General features: G+C 73.1%; 16 protein-coding genes. 9 read left to right on the plus strand and 7 right to left on the minus strand.

Annotated features, from left to right (window positions below; all coding sequences use genetic code 11):
* The first annotated feature begins 53 nt into the window (after positions 1–53).
* The 4 genes from AC0B61_RS34480 to AC0B61_RS34495 all read left to right on the plus strand — a co-directional run bounded on the left by AC0B61_RS34480 (position 54) and on the right by AC0B61_RS34495 (position 4,395).
* Positions 54–476, plus strand: coding sequence for a GPW/gp25 family protein (locus AC0B61_RS34480; RefSeq protein WP_471746060.1), 423 nt, complete (start codon positions 54–56; stop codon positions 474–476).
* Positions 476–2,437, plus strand: a complete 1,962-nt coding sequence (locus tag AC0B61_RS34485; RefSeq protein ID WP_471746062.1) for a putative baseplate assembly protein — start codon at positions 476–478, stop codon at positions 2,435–2,437. The genes AC0B61_RS34480 and AC0B61_RS34485 overlap by 1 nt, the downstream gene beginning before the upstream one ends.
* Entirely contained in the window at positions 2,434–3,021 is a 588-nt protein-coding gene (locus tag AC0B61_RS34490) for a phage tail protein I (protein WP_471746064.1), read from the plus strand. The genes AC0B61_RS34485 and AC0B61_RS34490 overlap by 4 nt, the downstream gene beginning before the upstream one ends.
* A 600-nt stretch (positions 3,022–3,621) precedes the next feature.
* The gene (locus AC0B61_RS34495; protein ID WP_471746066.1) at positions 3,622–4,395 is read left to right on the plus strand and encodes a zinc ribbon domain-containing protein; all 774 of its coding nucleotides are present in this window, start codon (positions 3,622–3,624) and stop codon (positions 4,393–4,395) included.
* A 103-nt stretch (positions 4,396–4,498) separates the two neighbouring features.
* On the opposite strand, the gene AC0B61_RS34500 is transcribed toward AC0B61_RS34495, so the two are convergent.
* The 6 genes from AC0B61_RS34500 to AC0B61_RS34525 all read right to left on the minus strand — a co-directional run bounded on the left by AC0B61_RS34500 (position 4,499) and on the right by AC0B61_RS34525 (position 12,599).
* Positions 4,499–7,099, minus strand: coding sequence for a glycoside hydrolase family 31 protein (locus AC0B61_RS34500; RefSeq protein ID WP_471746068.1), 2,601 nt, complete (start codon positions 7,097–7,099; stop codon positions 4,499–4,501).
* A gap of 248 nt (positions 7,100–7,347) precedes the next feature.
* Entirely contained in the window at positions 7,348–8,217 is an 870-nt protein-coding gene (locus tag AC0B61_RS34505) for a carbohydrate ABC transporter permease (protein WP_471746070.1), read from the minus strand.
* On the minus strand, positions 8,214–9,182 hold the full coding sequence (locus tag AC0B61_RS34510; RefSeq protein WP_471746072.1) for a carbohydrate ABC transporter permease: 969 nt from the start codon (positions 9,180–9,182) through the stop codon (positions 8,214–8,216). Before AC0B61_RS34510 ends, AC0B61_RS34505 begins: the two co-directional genes overlap by 4 nt.
* Before the next feature lie 124 nt (positions 9,183–9,306).
* Positions 9,307–10,581 carry an extracellular solute-binding protein gene (locus tag AC0B61_RS34515; protein WP_471746074.1) on the minus strand — a complete coding sequence of 425 codons (1,275 nt, stop codon included), beginning with the start codon at positions 10,579–10,581 and terminating at the stop codon, positions 9,307–9,309.
* Positions 10,582–10,752: 171 nt separating this feature from the next.
* Positions 10,753–11,511 carry a DeoR/GlpR family DNA-binding transcription regulator gene (locus AC0B61_RS34520; RefSeq protein WP_471746075.1) on the minus strand — a complete coding sequence of 253 codons (759 nt, stop codon included), beginning with the start codon at positions 11,509–11,511 and terminating at the stop codon, positions 10,753–10,755.
* Between the two features lie 74 nt (positions 11,512–11,585).
* Entirely contained in the window at positions 11,586–12,599 is a 1,014-nt protein-coding gene (locus AC0B61_RS34525) for a LacI family DNA-binding transcriptional regulator (RefSeq protein ID WP_471746077.1), read from the minus strand.
* Positions 12,600–12,897: 298 nt separating this feature from the next.
* Between AC0B61_RS34525 and AC0B61_RS34530 the strand changes: the two genes are divergently transcribed.
* From AC0B61_RS34530 to AC0B61_RS34550, 5 genes are all read left to right on the plus strand, one after another.
* Entirely contained in the window at positions 12,898–14,178 is a 1,281-nt protein-coding gene (locus AC0B61_RS34530; protein ID WP_471746079.1) for an ABC transporter substrate-binding protein, read from the plus strand.
* A 2-nt stretch (positions 14,179–14,180) separates the two neighbouring features.
* On the plus strand, positions 14,181–15,146 hold the full coding sequence (locus tag AC0B61_RS34535; RefSeq protein ID WP_471746080.1) for a carbohydrate ABC transporter permease: 966 nt from the start codon (positions 14,181–14,183) through the stop codon (positions 15,144–15,146).
* Positions 15,147–15,195: 49 nt separating this feature from the next.
* A complete protein-coding gene (locus AC0B61_RS34540; RefSeq protein WP_471746082.1) occupies positions 15,196–16,041 on the plus strand; it encodes a carbohydrate ABC transporter permease in 846 nt (281 codons plus the stop codon).
* Positions 16,038–17,924: a DUF5107 domain-containing protein gene (locus AC0B61_RS34545; RefSeq protein ID WP_471746084.1), complete on the plus strand. Its 1,887-nt coding sequence runs from the start codon at positions 16,038–16,040 to the stop codon at positions 17,922–17,924. The genes AC0B61_RS34540 and AC0B61_RS34545 overlap by 4 nt, the downstream gene beginning before the upstream one ends.
* A 103-nt stretch (positions 17,925–18,027) precedes the next feature.
* On the plus strand, positions 18,028–20,469 hold the full coding sequence (locus tag AC0B61_RS34550; protein ID WP_471746086.1) for an RICIN domain-containing protein: 2,442 nt from the start codon (positions 18,028–18,030) through the stop codon (positions 20,467–20,469).
* Between the two features lie 87 nt (positions 20,470–20,556).
* On the opposite strand, the gene AC0B61_RS34555 is transcribed toward AC0B61_RS34550, so the two are convergent.
* A partial coding sequence (locus tag AC0B61_RS34555; RefSeq protein ID WP_471746088.1) for an amidohydrolase family protein occupies positions 20,557–20,957 on the minus strand: 401 nt, incomplete at its 5' end.

The raw sequence follows: 20,957 nt of genomic DNA on the forward strand, positions 1-20,957 counted from the left end.
GACAGCGACCGGAACTGCGAGCGGAACATCGAGCGGAACAGGAGGAGGCGCGCATGACGGCGAGCTTCATCGGCCGGGGCTGGGCCTTCCCGCTGCGGGTGAACGCCACCGGCGGCATCGGCATGGTGGACCGGGACCGGGAGATCGCGGAGGCCATCCGGCTCATCCTCGGCACGGCCCCCGGCGAGCGGCCGATGCGCCCGGAGTTCGGCTGCGGCATCCACGAGTACGTCTTCGCCCCGGGCGACAGCACCACCGCCGGGCGGATCGCGCGCGAGGTGCGCATAGCGCTGGAACGCTGGGAGCCGCGGATCGAGGTCGACGACGTGGCGATCGCCTTCGACAGCGTCGAGGAGGGCACGCTCTACATCGACGTGCACTACACCGTCCGCGCCACCAACGACCGCCGCAACCTGGTCTTCCCCTTCTACACGATCCCGGAGTCCCCGGCGTCGGCGGACGGGGGCGAGAACTGATGGCACTGCCCTCCCCGAACCTGGACGACCGCCGCTTCCAGCAACTCGTCGACGAGGCCAAGCGGTACGTCCAGCAGCGCGCGCCCGAGTGGACCGACCACAACGTCTCCGACCCCGGCGTCACCCTCATCGAGACCTTCGCCTACCTGGTCGACCAGCTGCTCTACCGGCTGAACCGGGTACCGGAGAAGAACTACGCCGCCTTCCTCGACCTGCTGGGCATCCGGCTCTTCCCGCCCGCCGCGGCCCGGGCCGAAGTGGACTTCTGGCTGTCCGCCCCGCAGCCCGAGACGGTCCTGCTGCGGGCCGGCACCGAGGTCTCCACGCTGCGCACCGAGACCGACGAGGCGGTGGTCTTCGCCACCGCCGACGACCTCCCGATCGTGCCCAGCGCGCTGGAGCGGCTGGTCACCGTCAACGCCTCCGGCGAGCAGTCCGACGGCACGGCCCGGCTGGCCGACGGGGCGGACGTGCGGTGCTTCCAGCAGCGCCCGGCGGCCGGGGACGCCATGCTCTTCGCCCTGCCGGCCGTCGTGCCGCGCTGCATCCTCGTCGTCCGGCTGGACAGCCGGGTGGAGGGCGTCGGCGTCGACCCGCGCCAGCCGCCGCTGGCCTGGGAGGTGTGGGACGGCGCGCGCTGGATCGGCTGCGAGACCGGCAGCGACACCACCGGCGGCCTCAACCGGCCCGGCGAGGTGGTCGTCTTCGTGCCCGCCGGACACACCGCGTCGGTGGTCGCCGGGCGGCGGGCCGGCTGGCTGCGCTGCCGGGTCACCGAGCCGCAGCCCGGCCAGCCGTTCTACTCCGAGTCCCCCACCGTCCGCCGGGCCGAGGTGTTCACCGTCGGCGGCACCGCGACCGTCGTCCACGCGCAGACCGTCACCGACGCGCCGCTCGGCTCCTCGGAAGGGGTCGCGGGCCAGCGCTTCACCCTCGCCAGGCCACCGGTCCTGCTCGACGCCGAGCCCCCGGTGGTCGAGGTCGCGGCCGGCGACGGATGGGAGCCGTGGACGCTCGTCGAGCACTTCGGCGACTCGGCGCCGACCGACCGGCACGTGGTGCTCGACCCGACCACCGGCGAGTTCCAGTTCCCGCCGGCGGTGCGCGAACCCGACGGTAGCCTGCGGGCCTTCGGCGCGGTGCCGCCCAAGGGCGCCCAGCTGCGCGTCCCGCACTACCGCACCGGCGGCGGCATCGCGGGCAACGTCGCCCGGAGCACGATCACGGTGCTGCGCAGCTCGGTCCCGTACATCGCCCGGGTGGACAACCGCGAGGCGGCCAGGGGCGGGGTCGACGGCGAGACCGTGGAGAACGCCAAGCTGCGCGCCCCGCACCAGCTGAGGCTGCAGGAACGCGCCGTCACGGCCGGGGACTTCGAGCTGATCGCCCGGCAGGCCGCGCCGTCGGCCGCCCGGATCAGCTGCGTGCCCGCGGGCTCCGGCGAGGCGGGGGCGGTGCGGGTGCTGGTGGTTCCCGACGCGGTCGCGGACGAGGGCGACCGGCTGCGGTTCGAGCAGCTGATCCCCGACGAGCAGGTGCTGGCCGCGGTCGCGAGGGCACTCGACGAGCGCCGGCTGATCGGCACCCGGATCCTCGTGCAGCCCCCCGCCTACCAGGGCGTGACGGTGGTCGCCCGGCTCACCACCCGCGCCGCGGACCCCGACCGGGTCCGCGAGGCGGTCCTCGCCGCGCTGTACCGGTACCTCAACCCGCTGCGCGGCGGCGCCGACGGCGCGGGCTGGCCGTTCGGCCGGGCGGTGCAGTACGGGGAGGTGTTCGCGGTGCTCCAGCGGGTCGCCGCCGTCGCGGGGGTCGAGGAACTGCGGCTGTTCCCGGCGGACCCGATCACCGGACGCCGCGGCGCGCCCGCCGAACGGGTCGAAGTCCTGCCGGACGCCCTGGTCTTCTCCCACCAGCACCAGGTCGTGGTCACCGCCCAGGCCGAGGGCGGGCCGTCATGACCCGCGCCGCCGTGCCGGGACTGCCCAGTCCGCACCCGATCGGCGAACTCCTCCCCGCGCTGTTCGCCGAGGACGACTTCGCCCAGCGGTTCACGGCCGGCCTGGACACCGTCCTCGCCCCGGTCTTCGCCACCCTGGACAGCCTGCCCGCCTACTTCCGGCCCCACCTCGCACCGGTCGACTTCCTCGACTGGCTGGCGTCCTGGGTCGCGGTGGACGTCGACCCGTCCTGGCCGGAAGAGGTGCGCCGCGCCGTGGTCGAACGCGCGGTGGAACTGCACCGCTGGCGCGGCACCCGGCGCGGACTCGCCGAGCGGCTGCGGCTGGTGCTGGGCGCCGGTGCCGAGATCCTGGACGGCGGCGGCGCCTCCTGGTCCACCGCCGCCGGTGCCGCGCCGGCGCCCGGGGCGGGCGGCGAGCTGCTCGTCCGGGTCTGGCCGCTGCGCGGTCCGGGGCCGGACCAGGGGCCGGGCCAGGAGCTGGACGAGGACCAGGTGTTGGCCGTCGTCAGGGCGGGCTGCCCGGTCCACCTGACCTGCCGGGTAGAGATCCTGCCCGGTCCACCCGGGCGAGCGGAGGACTGACGGATGCCGGTGTGCCCCGACTGCGGAACGGCCAACGGGGAGGGGGACGACTTCTGCGGCAACTGCGGTGCCTACCTCGGCTGGTCGCACGGCCGCGCCGCCACGGCGGCACCGGCCGCCGAGCCCGCGCCCGCTGAGCCGGCGCCCGCCGCGCCTGCGCAAGCCATCCCCGCGCAGACCGCCCCTGCGCAGACCGCCCCTGCGCAGGCCATCCCTGCGCAGGCCGAGCCGGTGCGGGCTGACCCCGAGACAGCGCCCGCTGCGCCCAGGACCGCACGTACCGAATCCACCTGGCGGACCGTGTCGCGACGGGTGACCCGCGGTGGGAGGGAGCAGCCGCCCGTCTCGGACGCCGAGACGCCGGCCCCGCCCACCGGGGAGCCACCAGCCTCGCCACTGGCGTCGCTACCGGCCTCGCCACCGGTCTCGCCGGCCGCCGAGCCGCCGCGCTCGGCCTCCGCCCGCGTACGGCCGGCTCCTGCGCCGGCTCCTGCCCCGGACCCCGCTCCGGCTCCGGCTCCGGCTTCCGAACCGGCTCCGGTCTCTACCCCTGCTCCCGTACCGGCCCCGGCCCCGGCTCCCGAACCGCCGACCGACCCGGTGGCCGTGCAGCCCGCCAAACCCGTCGCGCCCCGCCCGGTGGTCCGGGCATCCACGGCCGACGAGCGCCCGGACGGGCCGCCCTGCCCCCGCTGCGGCACGCCCAACCTGCCCGACCGCCGGTTCTGCCGCCGCTGCGCCGCACCGCTGACCGTCACCGCGCCCGCGCCGAAACTGCCGTGGTGGCGCACCCGCTGGCCGTTCCGGCGCCGGGTGCGGATCGGCGGTTCCGGCAACGCGCTGCGCCGCACCATCGCGCTGCTCGTGCTGGTCGCGGTGGTGGTCGCGGGGATCCTGCTGTACCCGACCGGCAAGAACGTCTACCAGGACGTGCTGGACAAGCTCCGCGGCACCGCGCCGATCACTCCCGCCGCGGCCTCGGCGAGCGCCGCGGTCGAGGGGCACCCGGCGACGGCGGCCGACGACGGCCTCACCAACACCTACTGGGGGGCACCGGCCGTCGGGGACTCCGTCACCTTCTCCTTCCGCACGCCGTTCCGGCTGGTGGACCTGATCATCCACAACGGCGGCTCGGCGGACCCGCAGCGGTACAAGGAGCAGGGCCGCCCCCTCGTCCTGTCCCTGGAGGTCACGGACTCACACGGGACGTCGCACGCGCAGCAGGTCACGCTGAACGACCAGCCGGGTCCGCAGACCGTGGCGACCGGGATCAGCGACGCCGTCCAGGTGAAGCTCACCATCCGCGAGGCCGCGGGGGCCGATCCCGGCCGCGCCATCGCGCTGGCCGAGGTGGAGTTCTTCAAGCGCACCTGAGCCCGTCGCGCCTACCGTCAAGGGCTCCCCTCGCACCGCTGCGAGGGGAGCCCTTGACGGTATGGCGGTACGCCGGTGCCTCGGCCGGTCGGTCGAGCGCCGGTCAGCGGCCGCCGTGGATCAACTCGACGGAGAAGCCGCGGTCGGTGGGCTGGTCCGGGGTCTTGACCCGGGTCACGCCGGTCGCCGCGTCGTAGTACCAGCCGGAGGCGGCCGCGTCGAGCGCGGCGGCCGAGGCGAGCCGGGGCAGCGGGCCGCCCGGGGCGACCACCAGGCGCGGGGCCGGCTGGCCGTGCACCGTGAAGCGGTACGCCCGGGAGGCCGGCTTGCCGGCGTAGTCGCCCACGCTGGCACCGACCTTGACGACGGTGACCGGCCCGGCGGCGTGGACGTCCACCCGCTGGGTGGCCGAGGCGCCGGCGGTGAACTGCCGGGTGACGCCGTCGTCCTCGTACAGGGTGTAGGAGGAGTCGCCCTTGGCCTGCGGGTAGAGGTCGTAGTCGAGTTCGCCGCGGTTCCTGGTCTGCCAGGACAGCGTGCCCTCGGGCCACATCGGCACGATCGCCCCGCCCTTGACGAACAGCGGCAGGGTGTCGAGCGGCGCGGAGTAGCCGTCGACGGTGGTCGGCCCCTGGTAGGTGCGGCCGGTCCAGTAGTCGGTCCAGGTGCCCTCCGGCAGGTAGATGCCGTTGCGGACCGCGGTGTCGGAGTAGACCGGCGCGACCAGGAAGTCCGGCCCGGCCAGGAACTCGTACGTGGCGTTCGGCCCGAGGGCGGCCGGGTCGTTCGGGTACTCCAGGGCGAGCGGCCGCACGGCGCCGACGCCGGTCCTGGTGGCTTCGGCGGACAGGGTGTACATGTACGGCAGCAGCCGTTCCTTCAGCTGCAGGTACTTGCGGTTGATCGAGGTGTACGGCTCGCCGTCCAGCCAGGGCTGCTGGTCGCGCTGCTCCTTGCCGGACATGTCCTTCGCCCAGCCGTCCATGGTCATGATGGCCGGGAGGAAGGCCTTCCACTGCAGGTCGCGGGTGTACATCTTCGGGTCGCGGCGGAAGATCGAGCCGACGTCGCCGGTGTTGTAGGCGATGCCGGACATGGTGGCACCGGCGTAGGTGGGGATCTGCCAGCGCAGGTAGTCCCAGGACAGGCTCTGGTCGCCGCTCCACAGCACGCCGCAGCGCTGGGCGCCGGCCCAGGAGACGGGCAGCCAGACGAAGCCGCGGGCGTCGCTGTTGTCCTCGATGCCGGCCTTGGCCTGGTCGCAGGCGTTCAGCGCGAAGTCGTAGCCGTTGCCGACCCAGGCCACGTCGAGCTTGCGGACCCGGACCCCGGCCTTGACCTCGTCGGACTGGTTCGGCAGGCCGTTCTGCGTCCAGAGGCCGAGCTGGGCGTGGTCCTTGCGCAGGCCCTCACCGGTCTGCGGCAGGTTCTCGTAGCCGCAGCCGTAGCCGTCGTTGACCAGCATCCAGCCGAGCGGCATCTGGTTCTGCCCGTAGCCGTCGGCGACCTTCACGGCGTCCGTGGTGTGGCGCTCGCCGCGGTTGGCGTTGTGCAGGTAGCAGTCGGAGTCGCCCGGCTCCAGGCCGTACACCGGCGGCATGAAGGGCTTGCCGACCAGGGCGGTGTACCGGCCGATCACCGACTTCACGTCGCCGGTGAAGTAGTAGGCGTCCAGGCGCCGTTCCTGCTGCCCGGTGCGGACGGGCGAGCCGAAGTCGTAGATCCCCGGGGCGAAGGTGTTGCGGAAGACGCCGTACCCGGCGCTGGAGACGTAGAAGGGCTGGGAGTTGTTGTAGCCGCCCTCGTTCCAGTTCGTGCTGTTGGCGACGTGGACGGTCCGGTCGCGGTGCGAGAAGCTGCCGTTCTGCTCGCCGCCGCCGAAGAACTGCTCGTCGGCGCCGCGCACCAGGCTCTGCCGCAGGCCGCCGGTGCTCCAGCGCAGCGGGGCGTCCTCCTGCCAGATCGCGGTGCGGTTGTCGGCCTTGTAGAGGCCGAACCGCAGGGGGTGCCGGTAGACCCGCAGCACCAGGTCCTTGGAGCGGATGCCGTAGTAGTCGCCGGCGTCGAACGTGCTGGTGTCGCGCTGGAGTTCGGGCTGCTGGCGGATGATGGTGCTGCCGGCCGGGTCGGTGAGGACGCCGTCCGGGGCGGCGCGCAGCCGCAGTTGGTCGTCGGCGAGGAAGTCGACCTTGGCCTTGAGCGTTCCGGCGGAGATGTCGTAGCTGCCCTGGGAGCCGGAGAAGGAGGTCAGGTCGCCCGCGTCGGCGGTCTGCGGCAGGTAGGCGCGGCCGGTGAAGGAGCCGCCGTGGACGTCGTAGGGGACGACCAGGACGTGGTAGGTGCCGGAGGCCTTGGGGATCACGGTCGCCTCGGGGTCGGCGGTGCCGGCGCTCTCGGCGACCTCCTTGCCGTTCGCGTCGTAGACGTAGAGGTCGAAGTCGTCGGTGGGGTTCTGCCACTGGATCGAGAGCGGGACGCCGCCCTCCGGGTTGTCGTCCCAGTAGCCGGCCGGCACGTCGACGGTCAGGTCGAAGCGGCCGCAGACCGTGCCGTCCGGGTCCTGCGCGGCGGTCGGACAGCTGGTGGCGCCGCCGAGCGTGCCCTTGGCGTAGGCCGGGCTCTGCCAGCTGACGCTCTGGTGGCCCCGGTCGAGGACGGCGGAGCCGGGGCCGGCGGCCCGGGCCGGCAGGGCGGGGCCGGCCACGGCGGTGAGGGTGGTCAGGGCCGCGGTGAGGGCGGCCCGGCGGAGTTGGGACCGGGGGCGGGACCGGGGACGTGACCGGGGGCGTGATCGGGGGAGGCGCACGGGTCTTCTCCTGTCGGGTGTCGACGGGCTGGGCGGTTCCGGTGCGTGGCCGGGAGACGGTCGGCTCCCGGTGGTCAGGTGCGGTGCGTCAGTGACGGTGCTCGGGTGCGGTAGTCGCGCGGGACGACGGGCGGTGGCGGGGCCGACTACTTGACCGATCCGGCGGTCAGACCGGAGACCACGTGCCGTTCGATCAGGGCGAACAGCACCACGACCGGCACGATCGCGACGACCGATCCGGCGAACAGGTAGTTCCACTCCACCGTGTAGTTGCCGATGAAGCTGTTGATGCCGACGGTGAGCGGCTGGCTGCGCGGTTCCGTCGACAGGGTCAGGCCCATCACGAACTCGTTCCAGGCGGAGATGAAGGTGAAGATCACCGCGGTGACCAGGCCGGGCCTGGCCAGCGGCAGGACGACCCGGCGCAGCGCGCCGAGCCGGCCCAGGCCGTCGAGCATCGCGGCCTCCTCCAGTTCCACCGGGATCGCGGAGATGTAGGCGGTGAGGATCCAGACAGCGAAGGCGAGGTTGAAGGCGGCGTTGCAGAGGATCAGCGTCCAGACCGAGTTGAGCAGGTCCAGCCGGTAGAACTCGCGGTAGAGGCCTACCAGGAGGGAGGTCGGCTGGAACATCTGCGTGACCAGGACGAGCAGCAGGAAGAGCCTGCGGCCGCGGAACCGCATCCGGGCGGTGCAGTACGCGGCGGGCAGGGCGACCAGCAGGGCCAGCACGGTGGAGCCGCCGGCGACCAGCAGGGTGACCTTCAGGTTGGTGCCGAGGGTGGACTCGCGCCAGACGTCGACGAAGGCGGACCAGGCGAAGTGCCGTGGCAGGTAGCCCGCGTCGCGCAGTTCGTCGGCCGGGCGCAGCGCGGTGACGACCATCTCCAGGTAGGGGAGCAGGAAGAGCGCCGCCAGCAGCCAGGCCACCCCCGCGAGGGCCAGGGTGCGCGGTGCGATCCGGCGCCGGCGCGGCGCCGGCAGGCCGGCCGGGGCCGGCGGCCCGGGGCGCGTCAACTCTCCTCCCCGGTCCAGCGGCTGACCTTGAGGAAGGCCAGGACCATCAGGACGACCAGTGCGAAGTTGACCACTGACATGGCCGCGGACTCCCCGATGTCGGTGCTCTTCAGCTGGTACATGAACACGGTGGTGGTGGCCGTGTCGCTGCTCGGGCCGCCCCGGGTCATGCCCCAGATGACCGGGAAGGAGTTGAAGACGTTGATCAGGTTGATCACGACGCCGACCAGGAAGGCCGGGCGGAGCAGCGGCAGGGTGATCCGGCGGTAGGTCTGCCACCGCGAGGCGCCGTCCACCCTGGCTGCCTCGTACAGCTCGGCCGGTACGGTCTGCAGGCCGGCGAGCAGGGTGTAGGTGGTGAACGGCAGGGAGACGAACACCGCGACGAGCACCATCCAGGGCCAGGCCGTGGCGGGGTCGCCGAGCCAGTCCCGGGGGCCGTCGACCAGGCCGAGGTCGGTCATGGCGGTGTTGAGGACGCCGGCCGTCCGGTCGAGCATCCAGCGGAAGCCGATGGCGGTCATCAGGACGGACGCGGCCCAGGGCACCAGCAGCGCCCAGCGGGCGTACCGCCGGCCGGGGAAACGCTGGTCGAACAGCTGGGCCAGGCCGAGCGAGAGCAGCATGGTCAGGCCGACGACGGCGAGGGTCCAGGCCACCGTGGCGAGCAGGACGTGGCCGAGGTCGGCCTCGCCGAAGAGCTTGCGGTACTTGTCCAGCCCGGCGGAGCCGCGCACGAAGCCGCTGGTGCTGATGCGGAGGAACGAGGTGCGGACCATCTCGTAGACGGGCCACAGCACGACGGCGAGGATCAGCAGGACGGCCGGGGCGATCCACGGCAGCGGCCCGAGCCTGCCCGGGCGGACGGTCGCCCCGGCGGGTGGCCGGCGGGGCGGGGCGGCGCGTGGTGCGGGGGAGTCGGCGGGCGCGGGGGTGCCGAGGGCCGCGGGGGTGCCGAGGGTCACGGGGGTGCCTTTCGCGGGGTGCCTTCGCGGGGTTGCCGTGGACGGGGGTCGCCTGGGGCGGGCCTGCCCTGGGCGGCACTGCCCTGGGCCGGAGTGCCGGGGGCGGAGCCGCCGTTCGCAGGGGTCACTTGTTCGCGACGGCGTCCTGGGCCTTCTTCTGCAGGTCGCCGAGCACCTTGGCCGGGTCGCCCGAGACGGCGCTGCCGATGCTCTTCTTGAGTTCGGCCGAGACCGCGTCCCAGGTGGTGTCGCCGAGCGGGTAGAAGGCGGCGTTCGGCAGGACGGCGAAGAACGGTTCGAGGTCCTTGTGGTTCCCGCCGGCGGTCAGCGCGCTCAGACTGTCCTGGGTGACGGGCAGCAGGTTGTAGGTCTCGTCGAAGGTCAGCATGTTGTCCTTGGCGTACGCGAAGTCGAGGAACTTCCTGATCTGGTCGCGGTGGCCGTTCTTCTTGAAGGCCATCATCCAGTCCGCGACGCCGAGGGTGGAGGTGAGCGGGCCCGCCTTGCCGGGGATGGGCGCGACGCCGTAGTCGACCTTGCCGTCGCGGGACATCCGGATCAGCGACGGGTGGCCGTCGAGCATGGCCGTCTTGCCCGCCGCGAAGTCCGCGAACGCCGTCTTGCGGTCGGTGGTGGCGGGGTTGGCGTACGTCAGGCCCGGGTCGACCAGGTTGGCCTTGAGCCAGCGGAAGGTGTCGATGTCCGCCTGGCTGTTCAGGGTGTACGAGCCGTCCCCGGCGGTGGGGCCGCCGCCGTTGCCGAGCTCCCAGATCATGCTCTCGCCCTGGGCCTCCTCCGGGCCGAGCGGCAGCGCGTACGGGGTGACGCCGGGGACCTTGGCCTTGATCTGTTCGGCGTCCTGGCGCAACTCCTCCCAGCTGCCGGGCGGTTGGGCGATGCCGGCCTGCTGGAGGAGCGCCTTGTTGTAGAACAGGAGCCGGGCGGAGGAGACGAACGGGATGCCGTACTGCACGCCCTTGACCTGGCCGGCCTTGGCGAAGCTGTCGATCAGGTTGCTCCGGGTGGCGGGTGACAGCACGTCCTCCGCCTTGTAGAGCAGGTCGTCGGCGACCTTGTCGGCGTAGCCGCCGGTCTGCAGGACGTCCGGCACGTTGCCGCTCTGGATCATCGTCTTGACCTGCTGGTCGATGTCGTTCCAGTTCACCACCTGGACGTCGACCCTGATGTCCGGGTTGGCCGCCGTGAAGGCGGTGGCGACGCCGTTCCAGTAGGCCTTCGAGCTGTTGGACTCCTTGTCGCCGTAGTCGGCGGCGACCAGTCTGAGCGTCACCTTGCCGTCGGCGTCGGTGCTGCCGCCGCTGCTGCCGCTGCCGCAGGAGGTGAGGGTGAGGGCGCCGAGGGCGCATGCCGTGAGGAGGGCCGGAATCCGTTTGTCCACCGCAGTGACCGCCTTCGTACGCGCTTGATCTGGTGATCGTAGGTGCTTGAAGAGAGCTTGTTTTGCGCAGTTTCGAAAGAGATTGCTGTGCCAGAGAGTTCATGTCAACCGACGGAGCAACAGAAATGCCCGGCCGGGAGGCCCGGCCGGGCGTCGACGGGTGCGCGGACGTCAGGCGCGCAGCACCCGTACCCCGCAGGCGGCGACCGCCTCCTCCTGGGCGGCGGTGGCCTCGGCGTCGGTGACCAGGTCGTGGACCTCGGCGAGCGGGCAGATCCGGGCGAAGGTGACCCGGCCGATCTTGCTGCTGTCGGCCAGTACGACCGAGCGCGCACTGCTGCGCAGGAAGGCGCGGTCGGTCTGGGCCTCCATCTCGTCGTGCGTGGTGCAGCCCTCCTGGGGGGTCAGGCCGTCCACGCCGATGAACGCGACGTCGAGGTGGTACTGGGCGAGCATCCGGTCGGCGGCCGGCCCGACCAGCTCGTAGCTGGTGGTCCGGGCGATGCCGCCGACCACCACCAGGCGGACGTCCGGCCGGACGATCAGGTCGGCCGCGATGTTGACGGCGTTGGTCACGATGGTGATCCCGCCGCGTTCGGCCAGGACGCGGGCCAGTTCGCTCGTCGTGGTGCCGCCGGTCAGGCCGACCACCGCACCCTCCGGGACCAGCCGGTCGGCCGCGAGCGCGATCCGGCGCTTCTCCGCCTGCCGGGTGCCGTGCTTGTGGCGCAGCGGCAGCTCGAGGTTGACGGCGCCGGTGACCGCCCCGCCGCGGGTGCGGTGCAGCAGGCCCTGGTCGTGGAGTTCCTGCAGGTCCCGGCGGACGGTGGCGGAGGACACCCGCAGGAGCCCGGCCAGCTCGTGCACGTCGGCGCTGCCCGTCTCGGTGAGGTGCGCGAGGATCCGGGCGGTACGGTCAGCTTTGAGCATGCCGGAAGTGTAGTGGGCCGCTGTGCGGGGAGGGCTCCACGCAGAACCGCTCAACGGGGCGGGGCCGGCGGAGGTCATCGGATCGGTCGGCCGTCGACCGGGCCGGTGCTGTCCCGGACGACGAGTTCCGGGCGCAGCAGCTGGATCGAGTTGGCCGGCGCGCCCGACTTGCCGAGGGCGCGCAGCAGCAGCTCGACCGCCTCCCGGGCCATCTGGCGCTTGGGGATGGCCACGCTGGTCAGGGCGGGTCGGGCGAGCCCGGTCTCCGGGTTGTCGTCGTGGCCGACGATCGACAGGTCGTGCGGGACGGAGCGGCCCGCGGCCCGGGCGGCCTCCAGGGCACCGAGGGCGAGCACGTCGTGGGTGGCGAAGAGCGCTGTGGTGCCCGGGGAGGCGGTCAGGGCCGCGGTCGCCGCCGTGAATCCGCCCGCGGGGGTGGGTTCGGGCGCGAAGTGGACGGCGCTGTCGGGGACGGTCAGGCCGTCGGCGGCGAAGGCGCGGCGGAAGCCGGCCACCCGCGGGGCGTGGTCCGGGCTGGCGAGGACGGCGACGCGCTCGTGCCCGAGGTCGCGCAGGTGGCGTCCGGCCAGGTGGCCGGCCCGCTCGTAGTCGATGGTGACCACCGGGAACCGGTCCGGGGCGTCCGTCTCCCAGGCGCACAGGACGACCGGGAAGGACGCTTCGGTGAGCAGCGGCAGATGGTCGATCAGGTCGCGGTCGCCCGCGATCAGCAGCGCGTCCACCGAGCGGCTGGTGAGGCCCGCCAGGTGCCGCTTGGCGCGCTCGCCGTCGAGCCGGGTGGTGCACAGCAGCAGGTGGTAGCCGTTCTCGTCGAGGACGTCCTCGACCTCCTCGACGATGTGGGCGTAGAAGGGGACCGTCGCGGTGGGGACGAACAGGCCAACCGTCCTGGTGGCGCCGGTGGCCAGTGAACGCGCGACCAGGTTGGGGGTGTAGCCCAGTTCCTCGACGGCGGCGCGCACCCGCGCGGCGGTCGCCGGGCCGACCGCCCCCCGGCCCCTGATGACGTTGGAGACGGTCTGCTTCGTGACCCCGGCGCGCTCGGCCACGTCCTGCATCGTCACCATGAGGGGATCCTTCGATTTACCGGTCAACTCGATTCCCGTGCAACCTAGGCCACCGGCCCGACTCCGTCAAGGTGTGCGTACGCCCTTGTAGAAGCGGTGAGTTGAGCGGCCGCCAGGATGAGGGCGCCGGACCGGGTCGAGCTCCGAGGGGTTTCTGCAAGGACTCTTGATTTACCGGTCAACCCGACCGTATCGTCCCAGCCATCCAGCGGCGCCCCCGGCTCCGGGCCCGGCTGACGTCACGTCCGCGCGGCATCTCGCGCCTCCGAGAGGAAACCCACCCATGGGGAGAACGACCATGTCCGCCGGCCGTGCCGTCGGCACCGCCGCCACCGCCACGGCCCTCGCCCTCGCCGTGAGCGCCTGCGGTTCGGGCGCCGGCGCGAAGGCCGACGGCGGCTTCAGCTACTGGTCGATGTGGCGCGCAGACGAGCCGCAGGCGCAGGTGCTGAAGGCCGCGATCGCCGACTACACCGCCGCCACCGGCGCCAAGGTGAACGTCACCTGGGCCGGCCGGGACATCGCCAAGAAGATCGGCCCGGCGATCGCCGCCAACCAGGCGCCCGACCTGTGGGACGAGTCCGACGACAAGGTCTACGGCGCCACCGCCGCGGCCGGCCAGGCGCTCGACCTCTCGCCGGTCCTGGGGCTGCCGGTGCCCGAGGAGAACGTCCCGGTCTCCCAGGTCCTCCCGGCCAAGTACTTCGACATCCTGCCCAAGGACCCGTCCGGCTCGAACCACTACGTCATCCCCTACGAGATCGTCACCAACGCCGTCTTCTACAACGCCGCCGACCCCGTCCTCGCCGCGGCCATGCCGAGCCCGCCCACCGACTGGGCCGGGCTGCTCAAGGTCTGCGACGCGCTGAAGGCGGCCGGCCGGGCCTGCATCGCCTCCGAGGGCGAGGACCCGTGGAGCAACGCGCTCTACTTCGACTACCTGCTCAACGGTGCCGGCGTCGACGTCGGCAGGCTCTCGGCCGACCGCTCCGGCGCGACCTGGGACGACCCGGCGGTCCTCACCGCCGCGCAGCGGATCGAGCAGCTGGTCAGGGGCGGCCACCTGATCGCGGGCTACGACGCCACCAAGTACCCGGCTCAGGAGACCAACTGGGCGAACGGCAAGGCCGCCTTCTACCTCGACGGAAACTACGTCACCGCCGAAGTGGCCAAGCAGGTCCCGGCGGGCTGGAAGTCCGCCTCGATGCTGCCGCCCACCGCGAAGGCCCCGGACGTCAACCTGATCGGCTTCTCGATCCCCAAGCGCGCCAGGAACGCGGCCGCCGCGCAGAAGTTCATCGCGTTCTTCCTGCAGAAGAAGCACCTGTCCGGGATCTCCACCACCGCCCTCAACCTCACCCCGCGCACCGACATCCCGGCCCCCGCCGAACTGGCCGACGCCCAGAAGGCCCTCGACGCCCCGACCGTCCGGCTCACCTTCGACGGCGTGGCCGGCAGCTGGCTGCCCAAGGTCCTCAACGAGAACTACCTGGCCCTGTGGCACGGCAAGACGACCGCCGCCCAGTTCGTCGCCGCGTGCAAGGCCGACCAGGCCGCCTACTGGCAGAGCCAGGGCTGACCGTGGCGACCACGATCCACCCGGCGCCCCGCACCGACGGCCTCGGCGGCCGGCCCGCCCGCGCCGTCCGCACCGGCGCCGGCCCGCTGGAGCGCCAACGCCGCCGGATGTTCTGGCCGTTCACCGCGCCCGCCCTGGCGGTCTACGCGGTGCTCTTCCTCGCCCCGGTCGGGTACGCGCTGTGGACCAGCCTGTACCGGTGGGACGGCATGGGCGCGATGGAGTGGCGCGGCCCGGGGAACTACACGCTGCTCCTGCGCGACCCGGCGTTCCGGACCTCCCTGGTCAACACGCTGGAACTGATGGTCGTCGGCGGCACCGTCACCTTCGTGCTCAGCTTCGCGCTGACCCTGGTGCTGCGGGAGATGCGGGCCCGGCTCTTCGCCCGCGCGGTGCTGTTCTTCCCCTCGCTGGTCAACGGCATGGTCTTCGGCATCGCCGCCGGGTTCCTGTTCTCGCCCACCGGCCCGGTGAACCAGGCACTGGAACTGTTCGGGGTGACCACGCCGCCCGCCTGGCTGTCGACCGACAACCTGCTGCCGATGGTGCTCGGCACCCTGGTCTGGACGGGGACGGGCTACTATACCTCGATCATCATGGCGGCCGTCGACCAGATCCCCGACTACCTCTACGAGGCGGCCGAACTGGACGGCGCCGGCCCGTTCCAGCGCTTCCGGCACATCACCCTGCCGTGCGCCTGGGACGTCATCGCGGTCTGCGCGGTGCTGTGGACCGTCAGCTCGGTGAAGATCTTCGAGCTCATCCTGCTCTACGGCGGCAGCACCAACGCCTACCCGCCGGTGAGCAGTTGGAACACCGCCGTGTACGTCTACGCCGAGGCCTTCCCGCAGGGCACCGTCCCCCGGCTGGGCATGGCCACCGCGGCCGCGGTGGTCAGCCTGGCCATGGTCACCCTGGTGACCGTCGTGCTGCGCCGCCTGCTGCGCCGCGACCCGATCGAGTACTGACCCGCCGCACCCCGGCACCCCCACCCCGCAACCGGAAAGGCCCCCGCCCGTGCGACGCAGAAACCGAGCCGCGGGACTCGCGAACAGGACCGGCACGGCGGCCGTCTGGATCATCGTCGCCGCCGACCTGCTGCTGATCCTGTGGATCCTCCTGACCTCGCTGCGCAGCGGCCCCGACATCCTCCGGCACGGCTTCGGCCTGCCGACCAGCCCGCAGCCCGGCAACTACACCACCGCGCTCGACCAGGGCGGCTTCGCCCGGGCCGCCCTCAACAGCGTGGCCACCGCCGGCGCCTCCTCGCTGGTCGCCGTCGCCCTCGCCGCCCCCTGCGCGTACGCCCTCGCCCGGCGCCGCTCGCGGACCTCCTCGGCGCTGACGATGACCTTCGCCATGGGACTCGGCGTGCCCGGCCAGGTCCTGGTGGTGCCGCTCTTCGTCGGTCTGTCCAGGATCGGCCTGACCGACAGCGACCTCGGCCTGACCCTCGTCTACATCGGCCTGGCCATGCCCTTCACGGTCTTCCTGCTGACCGGCTTCTTCCGCGGCATCCCCGGCATCCTGGAGGAGGCGGCCGTCCTGGACGGCGCCGGGCCGGTGCGCACCTTCGTCCAGGTGGTCCTCCCGGTCGCCCGGGGCGGCCTGGTCACCGCCCTCCTCCTGCAGTTCATCGCCGCCTGGAACGAGACCCTGTTCGCCCTCGTCCTGACGAACAGCCAGGACCGGCTCACCCTTCCGGTGGCGCTCGCCTCGTTCGTCGCGGCCCAGCAGTTCAACGGCCTGGACTACGGCACGATGTTCGCCGGAGTCTGCATCATCCTCGCCCCGATGATCGCGCTCTTCTCCTGGATGGGCTCGCGGATCATCCAGGGCATGACAGTTGGGATCGGCAAGTGACCTCGACCCTGCGCACCGACCTGCTCCGCATCGACGCCGCCGCCGACCCGGCCGGCGGCACCCTGCCGATCCTGCACGGCCTGCCCCGGCAGACCGGCGCGGGCGCCGGCGTCGACGCCGAGATGCGCCGGAACCTGGCGTACGGGGTGCCCGACACGCTGCTGCCCTACACCCGGCAGAGCGGCTACGACCGGGTCCGCACCGAGCGCGAACTCCCGAGCGTCGTCCTGGAGAACGAGACCCTCACCGCGACCTTCCTGCCCTCCCTCGGCGGCCGGCTGTGGTCCCTGGTCCACCGCCCCACCGGGCGGGAACTGCTGCACCGCAACCGCATCCTCCAGCCCGCCAACCTCGCCCTGCGCGACGCCTGGCCGGCCGGCGGCGTGGAGTGGAACCTCGGCGCCACCGGGCACTGGCCGCTGACCTGCGAGCCGCTGCACGCCGCCCGGGCGACCGCGCCGGACGGCACCCCGGTGCTGCGCCTGTACGCCTTCGAACGGCTGCGGCGCCTGGTCCTGCGGCTCGACACCTGGCTGCCCGCCGGCTCCCCGGTGCTGTACGTCCACGTCGCCGTGCACAACCCCGCGCCGACCGCGACACCGCTCTACTGGTGGTCCAACATCGCCGTCCCCGAACACGAGGACGTCCGCGTCCTCGGCCCGGCGGACCACGCCTTCCACTGCGACTACGTCAGCGACCTGCGCCGCGTCCCCTTCCCGCAGGTCGACGGCGCCGACCGCAGCTACCCCGGCCGCACACCGCGCGCCGCCGACTACTTCCTCGACCTCCCGGCCGGCGAACGCCCCTGGATCGCCGCACTGGACGGCGCCGGCACCGGACTCGTCCAGACGTCCACCGCACGGCTGCGCGGACGCAAGCTGTTCTGCTGGGGCACCGGCACCGGCGGCAGGCACTGGCAGGAATGGCTCTCCGGCCCGGACACCGCCTACCTGGAGATCCAGGCCGGCCTGGCCCGCACCCAGCTCGAGCACCTGCCGCTGCCCGGCGGCGACACCTGGTCCTGGACCGAGGCGTACGGCCTGCTGGAAGCCGACCCCGAAGCGGTGCACGGCAGTTGGGACACCGCCCGGAAAGCCGCCGGCGAGGCGCTGCACCGGCTCGTCCCGCCGCTGGAGCTGGCACTGGCCGACGCGCTCGCCGACGGCTTCGGCGAGCCCGAGGAGGTGCTGGCCGAGGGGGACGGCTGGGCCGCGCTGGAGATCGAGGCCGGCGCCCTGACCGCCTCGCCCCGGCTGCCGTTCGGCACGCCGGTCGCCGCCCAGGAACCCTGGCGGCAGCTCCTGCGGACCGGCACGCTCCCGGTCTGCGACCCGCCCGCCGAACCGGTCACCGGGGCGCACTGGCGGCTGCTGCTGGAGCAGAGCGCCGCGGACTGGCACGCGCTCTACCAGCTCGGGCTGCTGCGCCTGGCCGCCGGCGAGCGCCCGTCCGCCCGCGAGGCCTTCGAACGCTCCGTCGCCGCCCAGACCTCGCCCTGGGCCCTGCGGGCGCTCGCCTTCCTCACCCCCGACCCGGGGCAGGCCGCCGACCTCATGCTCGCGGCCCACCGACTGCGCCCGGCACTACGGGAGTTGACGATCGAGACGCTGGAGGCGCTGCAACGCGCCGAGCGCCCCGGCCAGGCCCTCGCACTGATCGGCGAGCTGCCCCCGGCCGACCGGGCGCACGGACGGATCAGGCTGGCCGAGGCGGAGGCGGCCCACGCCTCGGGCGACGACGACCGGGTCCGGCGCCTGCTGGCCGACGGCATCCAGGTCGACACCATGCGCGAGGGAGAGATCTCCCTGGACCGGCTCTGGCTCGCCGTCCACCCCGGCACCCCGGTACCGCCGCAGTACGACTTCCGGATGACCGACGGCTGAGCGCGCCGTCCCCACCGGAACGCCGCCTTCACCGGAGCACCACCCTCACCGGACCGCCGCCCCCGCCCCGAGGGGCGCGCCCCCGCACGGAAGAGGAGTAGCAGTGTCAGCTCATCGAACACGATTGGTCGGCGTCCTCACCGCCGCCGCCCTGGCCGCCTTCGGCACCGGCCCCCTGGCCACCCCGGCGACGGCCCAGCCGCCCGCCGCCGCCTACACCGTCTCGGTCGGCAGGACCGGCGCGTACCCCTACCCCGACGACACCCCCGCCAGTGCCTACACCGACAAGGACGGCACGTTCTACTTCCAGCAGTCGCACTCGCTGTACGGCGCGAACGACTCCCGGCAGTGGGACTTCTTCACCGGCCGCGACTTCGACAGCGCCACCAGGTCGGCCGCGATCAGCGACGCGGTCGACCCCGCCGACCCCACCGACCGCAACGACGACACCACCGCGCGGTGCAACAACAGCCCCACCGGCCGCCAGTCGAGCTACCCGCCGCAGGGCTCGCACTACGCGCAGCGCAACTACTGCGACCTGTCGGGCGTCTGGGTCGACCCGGACACCGGTGACTGGTACGGCCTGGTGCACAACGAGTTCACCCCCCAGCCCTTCGGCGACGGCCTCCACTACGACGCCGTCGACTACGCCGTCTCCACCGACCAGGGCCGGACCTGGACCATCCGGGACCACGCCATCACCTCCCCGTACAGCACCACACGCGGCGACAGCGCGGCCTTCCCCGCCCAGACCTACTCCTACGGCGACGGCGACCAGCGGCTGTTCGTCGACACCGCCGCCGGCTACTTCTACGTCTTCTACGGCTCGCGGATCGTCGACAAGGGCGGCAGCTGGGGCGCCTTCCAGCAGCACGTCGCCCGGGCCCCGATCTCCGCCAAGATGGCGCCCGGCAGCTGGCAGAAGTGGTACGACGGCGCCTGGTCGCAGCCCGGGACGGGCGGCCGGGAGAGCGACATGGTGCCCGCCGACACCGCGAACCCGACCGGCTACCTGCCGCCCGCCAAGGAGTACGACCCGGCGAACCCCGGCACCGTCAAGCAGCAGATCGCCGCCGGGACGCTCGCCCCCAGCACGCCGCTGTTCGTCATGAACGTCGCCTACGACGCCTACCTGGGCCTCTACCTCGGCACCCCGCAGGCCGTCGACCAGAGCGGCAGCGCCCCGCAGCAGATCTACGCCACCAAGGACCTGTCCACCCAGAAGTGGACCCTGCTCGGCGACACCGGCGGGTACCACACCGCCTCCTGGTACCGCTGGTTCCTGGACAGTGCCAACCTGACCGGCTCCACGATCGTCGGCCGGACCTTCCGGATGTACTGCGCCTTCGCCTGCTCCGCCTCGGACGGCGAGTACGCCGAGATCACCGTCGGCTCCACCCGGCCGGCCCCCGCGCCGGTCGACCTCACCAGGACGTACCGGATCGGCAGCGGCGACGGCCGGGTGCTGGCCCAGCGCGGCGGCAGCCGGGAGACCACCTCGCTCGCCGGCGCCACCGGCTCGGCGCTGGAGTCCTGGTCGTTCCTCAGCAACGGCGACGGCTCCTACCGGATCGTCAACGCGGCGACCGGCGGCGCCCTCGGGGTGGACGCCTCGACCGACGCCGGCCGCGCCTGGGGCGCCGCGCCGACCGTCGGCGGCGGCAGCGGCGCCGGGCAGCAGTGGTTCATCGTGCCCGCCGGCGCGGGCCACCGCCTCGTCAACCGGTACAGCGGCCTGGTGCTCGGCCTCACCGCCACCGGCACCCCGGCGGAGACCACACCCGCCCGGTCCTGGACCGACACCACCGGCTCGGCCGTCGGCGGCGGACGCAGCGCCGCCCGGCAGACCCTCACGCTCACCCCGACCGGCAAGGCCCCCGAAACGGTCCTGCTCGCGGCACCCGGCGACCAGTCCGGCACCGTCGGCCGGGCCGCGTCGGTGCAGCTGACCGCGACCGACAGCGCCGGCAAGCGGCTCACCTTCACGGCGACCGGCCTGCCCGCCGGGCTCACCGTCAGCCCCACGGGCCTGGTCTCCGGCACCCCGACCGGCCCCGGCGTCGCGAAGGTCACCGTCACCGCCTCCTCCGGCACCGCACGCGCCTCCACCTCGTTCACCTGGACCGTCACCCCGGCCGTCAGCGGGAACCACGTGCTCACCACCGGCGGCCGGGCCCTCGACGACGCCGACCACAGCACCACCGCCGGCAACCGGCTCATCACCTGGACCGCGTCCGGCGACAGCAACCAGCTCTGGCAGTTCCGCCCGCAGCCCGACGGCTCGTACGAGCTGGTGAACGGCACCTCGGCGATGTGCGCCGACGTGAGCGGCGGCTCCGGCGCGGCCGGGGCCGCGGTGATCCAGTGGCCGTGCACCGGCGGCGCCAACCAGCACTGGACGGTCCGTCTGTTGGCGAACGGCCGGTACGCCGCCACGTCGGCCGGCAGCGGGCTGCTGCTCAGCGCCGACGCGGCCGCCGACGGCGCCCCGGTGAGCCAGCAGCCGGACACCGGCTCGCCGCTGCAGCAGTGGTCGATCGGCTGACCCGGGCCCGCCCGGGAGGGCGGTCCTGACGCCGGGCCCCGGGGGTGCTCCCCGGGGCCCGGCCGTTGCCGTTGCCGTCGTCGCTGGTCAGACGGGTTGCACGGTGGGGAAGGTGTCGCCGCCGACGATCCAGCGGCCGTGGCGCATGACGGCGACCAGGTCGTAGGTGGCGGAGTCGACCACGACGAGGTCGGCGAGTTTGCCGGTCTCCAGGGAGCCGATGGAGTGGCTGAGGCCGAGGAGTCGGGCGGGGGTGGTGGACAGCGATTCGACGGCCTGGTGGAGGGTCAGTTTCCCCGTCGTGAGCGCTCTTCGGAAGACCCGGTCCTGGGTGAGGGTGGAGCCCGCGATGGAGCTGCCGTCGGGGAGCATCGCGACGCCGTCCTTGACCTGGACCTGGAGGGGGCCGAGGGGGTAGAGGCCGTCGCCCATGCCGGCGGCGCCCATGGCGTCGGTGATCAGGGCGACGCGGGTGGGGCCGGCGGTGC

The sequence above is a fragment of the Kitasatospora sp. NPDC023385 genome (genome assembly GCF_055664045.1).

Coding starts and splice junctions, on each gene's coding strand:
- AC0B61_RS34480 (WP_471746060.1), top strand. CDS start 54: ATGACGGCGAGCTTCATCGGCCGGGGCTGGGCCTTCCCGCTGCGGGTG.
- AC0B61_RS34485 (WP_471746062.1), top strand. CDS start 476: ATGGCACTGCCCTCCCCGAACCTGGACGACCGCCGCTTCCAGCAACTC.
- AC0B61_RS34490 (WP_471746064.1), top strand. CDS start 2,434: ATGACCCGCGCCGCCGTGCCGGGACTGCCCAGTCCGCACCCGATCGGC.
- AC0B61_RS34520 (WP_471746075.1), bottom strand. CDS start 11,511: ATGCTCAAAGCTGACCGTACCGCCCGGATCCTCGCGCACCTCACCGAG.
- AC0B61_RS34525 (WP_471746077.1), bottom strand. CDS start 12,599: ATGGTGACGATGCAGGACGTGGCCGAGCGCGCCGGGGTCACGAAGCAG.
- AC0B61_RS34530 (WP_471746079.1), top strand. CDS start 12,898: ATGTCCGCCGGCCGTGCCGTCGGCACCGCCGCCACCGCCACGGCCCTC.